Annotated in this window: 7 protein-coding genes; 4 read left to right on the top strand and 3 right to left on the bottom strand. The window is 62.4% G+C overall.

Going from position 1 to position 6,447, the window contains the following annotated elements; genetic code table 11:
• The coding region (locus AC1XOS_RS18370; RefSeq protein WP_481963669.1) for a c-type cytochrome domain-containing protein at positions 1-251 on the bottom strand (251 nt) is incomplete at its 3' end.
• Positions 252-336: 85 nt separating this feature from the next.
• On the opposite strand from AC1XOS_RS18370, the gene AC1XOS_RS18375 reads away from it, so the two are divergent.
• The 4 genes from AC1XOS_RS18375 (at position 337) to AC1XOS_RS18390 (ending at position 4,834) form a co-directional block, all read left to right on the top strand.
• A complete protein-coding gene (locus tag AC1XOS_RS18375) occupies positions 337-846 on the top strand; it encodes a (2Fe-2S)-binding protein (protein ID WP_481963670.1) in 510 nt (169 codons plus the stop codon).
• Positions 846-3,029, top strand: a complete 2,184-nt coding sequence (locus AC1XOS_RS18380; protein ID WP_481963671.1) for a xanthine dehydrogenase family protein molybdopterin-binding subunit — start codon at positions 846-848, stop codon at positions 3,027-3,029. The genes AC1XOS_RS18375 and AC1XOS_RS18380 overlap by 1 nt, the downstream gene beginning before the upstream one ends.
• A 148-nt stretch (positions 3,030-3,177) precedes the next feature.
• Complete coding sequence (locus AC1XOS_RS18385) at positions 3,178-4,224, top strand: XdhC family protein (RefSeq protein ID WP_481963672.1); 1,047 nt, start codon at positions 3,178-3,180, stop codon at positions 4,222-4,224.
• On the top strand, positions 4,205-4,834 hold the full coding sequence (locus tag AC1XOS_RS18390) for a nucleotidyltransferase family protein (RefSeq protein ID WP_481963673.1): 630 nt from the start codon (positions 4,205-4,207) through the stop codon (positions 4,832-4,834). The genes AC1XOS_RS18385 and AC1XOS_RS18390 overlap by 20 nt, the downstream gene beginning before the upstream one ends.
• Here AC1XOS_RS18390 and AC1XOS_RS18395 read toward each other — a convergent pair.
• Positions 4,791-6,038 (bottom strand): ankyrin repeat domain-containing protein, encoded by a 1,248-nt coding sequence (locus tag AC1XOS_RS18395; protein WP_481963674.1) that lies wholly within the window; start codon positions 6,036-6,038, stop codon positions 4,791-4,793. The two genes, AC1XOS_RS18390 and AC1XOS_RS18395, sit on opposite strands and share 44 nt — an antisense overlap.
• A 200-nt stretch (positions 6,039-6,238) precedes the next feature.
• Positions 6,239-6,447, bottom strand: a 209-nt coding sequence (locus tag AC1XOS_RS18400; RefSeq protein ID WP_481963675.1) for a hypothetical protein, incomplete at its 5' end; no start/stop codon positions are given.

Here is a 6,447-nt window from a genome sequence, read left to right on the forward strand (position 1 = left end):
ATCGCACCTGTGTAGCTCACCGTGGCGATAAGTTGCTTCGCTTGCGCCGCGGAGATCGCCTTATCCAGCCGCAAGTTCCCGAGCTGCTGATTTGGGCCATGGCAGGCGACGCAGCGTGCTAGAAGCGCCGGGCGCACTTTCGATTCAAAAGTCAAGGCGGCTACGTTATTCTGCCCTGGTGATGGCACTGCAAGTGTTCCGAGAAGCAGAAGCGATCCTGCGAGGGAGTAACCAAAAATAAGGCTTTTCATAGATGCTGAGGCATTATAGCAGTGTTTATGGGTGTTTATGATCTCACAAGAACCCAAAGAGGAATCCGGGTATAATTGGCTCATTATGGCTTATAAACTCACGGTCAATGGGCGACCCGCCACGGTGGACGCCCCCGCAGACATGCCCCTTCTCTGGGCTCTGCGCGATGTCTTGTATCTCTTTGGTACCAAGTACGGTTGCGGCATCGGGAGCTGCGGTGCGTGCACGGTGCACCTCAATGGCGAACCGATTCGCTCCTGCCAGACCACGATTGCCGAGGCAGCGGGCAAGAAAGTAACGACCATTGAGGGGCTCTCTCCCGATGGCAAGCACCCGCTGCAAGTCGCGTGGCAGGAAGTGGACGTGCCGCAGTGTGGCTACTGCCAGGCTGGGCAGATTCTCTCGGCGGCGGCGCTGCTCAAAAAGACCCCACGCCCTACCGATGCGCAGATTGACGAGGCGCTGAGTGGGAACTTGTGCCGCTGTGGCACCTATGTCGCGATCCGTAAAGCCGTCCATAAAGCCGCGGGCATGACTCCCTTGCCTGTGATTAAGCCGACGACAAAACCCAAAACCAACGGAGGCAAAAAGTAATGAACCGACGTGATTTCTTCAAAGCCACGGCACTGATTGGTGGAGGATTTTCCCTCGCACTCTACGCCGACACCGGCTCCGACACGTCCGCGCAGGCACAGCCGCCGCGCCCTGCGGGTCTAGAGCCGAGCGCTTTTATTCGGATCGCGCCCAATGGAATTGTGACGCTGATCTCCCGTGCGCCTGAGATTGGCCAGGGAATGAAGACCACCCTTCCGATGCTGATCGCGGAGGAGCTGGATGTCGACTGGCACAATGTCCGGGTCGAGCAGGCCGGGGCAGACTCGCGCTACGGCGGGCAGATCACCGGTGGCAGTGGGGGCACACCCAGTGGCTGGGAGCCCGTTCGCCGTGTTGGGGCCGCCGCCCGCCAGATGCTGATCGCCGCCGCCGCCAAAGAGTGGGGTGTCGCTGAGGCCGACTGCCGTACTGAGTCCGGTCAGGTCTTCCACAGCGCGACCAACCGCAAGCGGGACTACGGCTCGCTCGCCGAGAAGGCGCTCGCAATGCCTCCGCCCGATCCCAGCAAGCTGGTGATGAAAGATCCGGCTACCTACAAGATCATCGGCAAGCCCACGAGGGGCGTCGATGTGCCTGCAATTGTCACGGGCAAGCCGCTTTTTGGCATGGATGTCCACTTTCCAGGCATGCTCTACGCGGCGTTCCATAAAACCCCCGTTTTGGGCGGTAAAGTTGTCAAGGCCAACACGGAGGCAGTCGCTAAGCTCCCCGGTGTTAAAAAAGCCTTCGTGGTTGAGGGCATGCCTGCCGTTGGTTTAGAGTCAGGCATCGTGATTGTCGCCGAGACGTGGTGGCACGCACAATCAGCGCGCAAGAAGCTGGAAGTGACCTGGGATGAAGGCAAGTGGGCGAGCTACGATAGCAAGGAGCAGGCACAAAAGGCCAGCGCTCTGCTCGGGCAAGCCCCCGTAAAGACTCTCGGGAAAGTCGGCGACCCTGAGGCGGAGCTCGCAAAAGCAGCAAAAGTAATCGAGGCCCGCTACGAGTACCCCATTATCGCGCACGCGCCGCTGGAGCCCCAGAACTGCACCGCGCTCTTTAAAGAGGGGAAGCTAGAGCTCTGGAGCACAAGCCAGATCCCCATGGGGGGGCGTAGTAGCTCGGCGCGGGCGCTTGGAATCCCGGAGAGCGCCGTCACCCTGAGCCTACACCGCGCTGGTGGCGGCTTCGGGCGGCGGCTCTACAACGACATGGTGGTAGATGCTGCCTGGGTCGCCAAAGAGATGCCGGGCGTCCCGATCAAGCTGCTCTGGAGCCGTGAGGACGACTTCGCCCACGATTTCTACCGCGCCGGTGGCTGGCATCACTTCAAGATCGGCCTCGATGCGAGCGGAAAAACCATCGCCCTCCACGATCACTTTGTCGGCTACGGCGAGAACGAGCGCTTTGTGGACAGTGGGGGAGTCGGGCCGGGCGAGTTTCCCTGCCGCACGATCCCGAACTACGCGCTGGGCCACTCGATGGTGCCGCTGGGCGTCCGCACGGGAGCGCTTCGTGCACCGGGCAGCAATGTCCACGCGTTTGTCTTCCAGTGCCTCACCGACGAGCTGGCCCACGCCGCCGGAAAAGACCCGGTTGCGTTTCGCTTGGAGCAGCTCACAGCGCTTGAAGCCCTTCCTGGCAACCAGCGTGGGATGGATACGGAGCGCATGCGCAACGTGCTGAATCTCGTGGTCGAGCGCTCGGGCTGGGGCAAGAAGACCCTTCCCAAGGGTACGGGCTTGGGAGTCGCTTTCTACTATAGCCATCAAGGCTACTTCGCCGAAGTCGCGCAAGTCAAAGTCAATGCCAAGAAAGAGGTCAAGGTCGAAAAAGTGTGGGTTGTGGGAGATGTCGGTCACACGATTGTGAACCCGTTTGGTGCGGAGAGCCAGGTCTGTGGCTCGGTGATCGATGGCATGAGCCAGATGATGGCCCAAGAGATCACGCTCGCCAAGGGCCGCGTGGTACAAGAGAACTTCTCCGAGCACCCGATGGTGCGCCTGAACGAGGCCCCGCGCGAGATTGATGTCTACTTCCACAAGTCCAACAACCGCCCTACCGGCCTCGGCGAGCCCGCGCTCCCCCCGATCCTGCCCGCCATCGCCAACGCCGTCTTCGCCGCCACCGGCGAGCGCGTGCGGACGCTTCCCATGAGCAAGTCAGGGTATTCGTGGGGGTAGAAACCCTCCTCCCCCTGCCCCTCCTCCCAACCCTGGGAGGAGGTTGGGACGAGGGGAGGCTCTTTCCTGCACCGTCACACAAAACACCATCTCCCCTCCTTTCACCCTGCCTCCGCAGGGTTGGGACGAGGGGCAGGGGGAGGAGGGTATGACCGAACTTCTCAGAGTTGCCCGTGCGGCGCAAGCCGCCTTTGCTTTGGGAGAGTCGGCGATATTGGCGACGGTGATCCGTGTGGGCGGCTCGACCTATCGCCGCCCCGGTGCGCGGATGCTGCTCACCGAGACAGGCTGGGCGGCGGGCTCGATCAGCGGTGGGTGCCTAGAAAACGATGTCCTCCAGCGCGCGTGGTGGCGCACGGAAAATGGCCCGGCCCACGTGGTCTACGACTCCACCCAGGAAGACGAAGACATCGAGTGGGGCTTTGGGCTAGGCTGCAACGGCGTGGTCGAGGTCTTGCTGGAGCGCCTAAATGAAACGACCGTCGCGCACCTCGCCCGCCTAGAGCGCTGGCAGACGGAGCGTACCATTGGCGTGCTCGCCACCACGGGCGAGGGCAAGCGCCTCGCGCTGGAGCCGAGTGGACAGTTTTGGGGCGAAGAGTTGCTACTCGCGGGGGCGCAAGAGGCTCTCGAATCCCAAAAATCTCTCTGGCGCGACGAGACATTTTTCGAGCTGATCACACCGTCCCAGCGCCTCGTTATCTATGGTGCAGGCCACGATGTTGTGCCGCTTGTGAAAGTCGCCACGGAGCTCCTGGGCTGGCAGGTGACGGTCGTAGACAGCCGCTCGCTCACGCTCCACCCCGAGCGCTTCCCTGGTGCCAGCGTCGTGCCGAGCTTCCCTCTCACCACGCTAGACTCCACGGATGCCGTCGTGCTCATGACCCACAGCTTTAGCGCCGACCAAGAGCTCCTGCCCCAGCTTCTCGCCTCACAAGTCGGCTACCTCGGCCTGCTCGGCCCCCACCGCCGCACCGAGCGCCTGCTCGAAAACCCCCTCTGCCTCCCCCTTCCTTGGAACAGGGAAGAGGGCAGGGGGGATGGGTTCAAGGATGGGTTCAGAGCACCGCTCGGTCTCGATATCGGCGCAGACAACCCCGAAGAGATCGCGCTGGCGCTGGTCGCCGAGATTCGCGCCTGGTCGGCAGGCCGCAGCGGTGGGCCACTGACGCTCCGTGAAGGGCCGATCCATTAAAGCCTCCCCCGCCGCTGAGACGGCGACCCCTCCGGCAAGCGAAGGGGTTTGTGTGATTGTGCTAGCCGCGGGCGCGTCGGTGCGCTTGGGGCAACCCAAGCAGCTCCTGCCCTACCAAGGAAAAACGCTGCTACGGCACGCCACGGAGATGGCGCTTTCCGTCGGTCAAGTAACGGTTGTGCTGGGCGCACATGCCGAGCAGATCGCGCCAACTTTGGACGGCTTGCCGGTGACGATTGTCCTTGCCAACGACTGGCAAGAGGGCATGGCGGCATCTTTGCGGGCAGGAATCACGGCAGCCAGCGACTGTGATGCCACGCTGGTAATGCTCTGCGACCAGCCGCTGGTGACGACGGAGCTCCTAGAGGCGCTTCTCCAAGAATGGGAGCCAGGGAGCATCGTAGCATCGGACTACGGCGAGGCACTTGGGCCGCCGTGTGTCTTTGATCGCACCTACTTCCCCGAGCTCCTCGCGCTCACCGGCGACTTGGGGGCGCGCAAGCTCCTCAAAAAATACCCCTGCCGCACGGTGGCTTTCCTCGGCGGCAGGGCCGATGTCGATACGCTTACGGACTGGCAGGCGCTAGTAGCGCCAGCACCGCCGGGTTGACCCAGGCTTGGTCGTGGAAGCGCTCGCCCCAGGTGCGCGGGGTGACATCGAAGTACTCGTGCAGGGTTTCGTCGTCCACGAAGCGTAGCTCTTTTCGGAGGTTGGCGCGGACACCTGTGTCGGCACCGTGATCGAGTAGGAGCTGGGCCATGCGCTCACTCGGGCGGCTACAGCGGTAGGCCTGCGAGACGGCGCAACCAAAGAGCGCCGTGTGGCCCCCGAAGCCATCGGGGTCAATTCCAGCGGGTGCATTGACATCCGCACCGTTCTCTAAGAGCCACTGCGCGACCTCGTAGGCATCGTCGTCTACCGCGAGATGGAGAAGCGTGCCGCCTGCCAGTGGGGTTCCACAGAGCGCGAGGGTGTGATCCGTGTGGCAGCCCAGCTCAGGCGGATAGATCTCCTCGTGAGCAAACTGCTGGGTGAGCACGCTGGGATCACGCTGGACATGGGCGGCTAGTAGATCCAAGCGCCCCCGGTGCACGGCAAAGACCGCCGTGTCGGGGAGGGTGTAGCCGTGGCTTGCGAAGATCTCCAGAATCTCATGCTTGCCCTCAGGGTAGCGCGAGTAGGTCTCCAGCACCAGCCCCAGGGGAGCCAGCCGGTCGCCGTTCTCGTCGGTCAGCTCCGCGCCCAGCTCCAGCTGGAGCGCCAGCCCCACCGCACTGAGCGTCTCACACGGCCCCATCGCCGAGCCGGGCTGCGGACGGGCTCCCATCGAGTAGAGCAGCCGTGCGGTGTCCCGCTTGCTACGCAGGCAGGCGCGCTCAAAGGCGTGCTGGACGCCATCCGCCCCCAAGCCATGGAGCATCTTGACCAGCTCATCCTGTCCGACATTGGCGGCGTAGGAGAGAGTCGGCCCCCAGTTGCACTGCGCCGTGCCGCGTGCGTTCTCTCTCAGCAGCGACGGATGCTTCTCAATAAGCCCACGGACGGCTTCCAAATCACCGCGCCAGATGGCATCAATCAGCTCACAGGCGAGCACAAGGCGCGGCCAGCTGGGAACCCCATAGGCACGCGCCAGCGTGAGCTGGGCATCGGAGAGCTGGACTTTGGTGGGATCGAGCCGCGCCGACTCTGGGTGAAACTCCCTCAAATCAGCCAGAGCCCTAGGGGCGCTTGCGTGAAGCGCGGAAAGTAGCTCTTTAGCCTGGTGCTTGAGCTGTATCAGATCGGGGCGAACGGGTAAGTGACGAGCGGACATAGAAGTCCTCCTTTTTTGTGTTGCGCCCGGTATCCGCTCGCTCGGGCAAAAAGGAGGCTTGGGTAAGACCAAACCAGCGCCAAAAACCACTCAGGTGAGCTCAGCTCTTCCCGCGGACAGGAGGCACCCTGCATGCCTGTGCCTCCCAGATTAGCCGATTTCTCCGTGCCTGTCAAGCAACGGTTTGCTAGGGGGTGAGCTTACTTTGGCTCAATTGTCAACGAGGGAATCGCAATAATGGCCGCTCGCTTCGCCCCCTCTTCCACTAGCCGTAGCTTGATAGGCTTTTGAATTTTCAGGGCCTTAAAGATGAGAAGGCCACGCATAGACTCGCCGGGAGCGACTTCCTGGTTGAGAGAGATCTTGGCGCCTAGGGAGAGATAGTCGGTCTGCCAATCTAGCTTCTGAC

It is taken from the genome of Armatimonas sp., from assembly GCF_964826245.1.

What these genes read in the sequence shown, in the direction of transcription:
- AC1XOS_RS18385 (WP_481963672.1), top strand. Translation starts at nt 3,178, where the DNA reads ATGACCGAACTTCTCAGAGTTGCCCGTGCGGCGCAAGCCGCCTTTGCT.
- AC1XOS_RS18380 (WP_481963671.1), top strand. Translation starts at nt 846, where the DNA reads ATGAACCGACGTGATTTCTTCAAAGCCACGGCACTGATTGGTGGAGGA.
- AC1XOS_RS18375 (WP_481963670.1), top strand. Translation starts at nt 337, where the DNA reads ATGGCTTATAAACTCACGGTCAATGGGCGACCCGCCACGGTGGACGCC.
- AC1XOS_RS18395 (WP_481963674.1), bottom strand. Translation starts at nt 6,038, where the DNA reads ATGTCCGCTCGTCACTTACCCGTTCGCCCCGATCTGATACAGCTCAAG.